1 protein-coding gene and 1 pseudogene are annotated in these 765 nt (G+C 75.8%); both read left to right on the forward strand.

Annotated elements, in window-relative coordinates; translation table 11 throughout:
• A pseudogene (locus tag CCN51_RS52860) lies at nucleotides 1-275 on the forward strand (ATP-binding protein); the annotation flags it as partial.
• 91 nt (nucleotides 276-366) lie between these two features.
• A partial coding sequence (locus tag CCN51_RS52865) for a single-stranded DNA-binding protein (RefSeq protein WP_143676290.1) occupies nucleotides 367-765 on the forward strand: 399 nt, incomplete at its 3' end.

Raw genomic sequence — 765 nt, forward strand, 5'->3', positions numbered from 1 at the left:
CGGCCGCGGCGGCCGGGGCCGGCGGTACGGCGCTGGCCTGGGGGTGCGGGCTGGCGGCCCGGGGGCCCGCGCGGCGGTACGGGCTGGCGGCGGAGCGGCGGCTTCGGGAGGTGGCCGCGGAGTGCGGGCGGATGCGGGTGCTGGAGCCGGTGACGGCGGAGCTGGCGCGCTACCGGGAGGTGCGGAAGCAGTACGTGATCGCGGCGGGCGGGGCCGTGGCGGGCGGGCTCGGTTCACCCGGCCGGGGGGCCGAGTTGTCCACAACCGGGGAGTAGCCCACAGGCCCCGGCGGGCTTGTGCGATCGCGTGCAGCATGGAGGCGGAAGGGGATGCGAGCGCGGAGAAGTGACGGGGGAGGCGGCTCGGTTGAACGAGACCTGGCTGACGGTGATGGGCAATACCGCGACCCGGCCGGACTATTGGGAGACGGCGGCCGGCGTCGCAGTGGCCCGGTTCCGGCTGGCGGTGACGGCGCGGCGCTGGGACCGGGCGCGGGAAGCGTGGATGGACGCGTACACGAGCTTCTACACGGTCTGGGCCTGGCGGGGGCTCGCGGTCAATGTGGCGGCGTCGGTCTCGCTCGGCGAACCGCTGGTCGTGCACGGCACGTTACGGGTGCGGGAGCGGACGGAAGAGCGGCAGGGGGACCGGCCGGTGGATCGGCGGGGAGAGCCACGCGGTGGGTGGCCGGGCGAGCGGCCGATGGAGCGCCCCGGGGCGGAACGATCGGGGGCGGAGCGATCGGGCTGGCTCCTATACACATCT

It is taken from the genome of Streptomyces milbemycinicus (assembly GCF_002154605.1).
Lineage (GTDB): Bacteria > Actinomycetota > Actinomycetes > Streptomycetales > Streptomycetaceae > Streptomyces > Streptomyces milbemycinicus.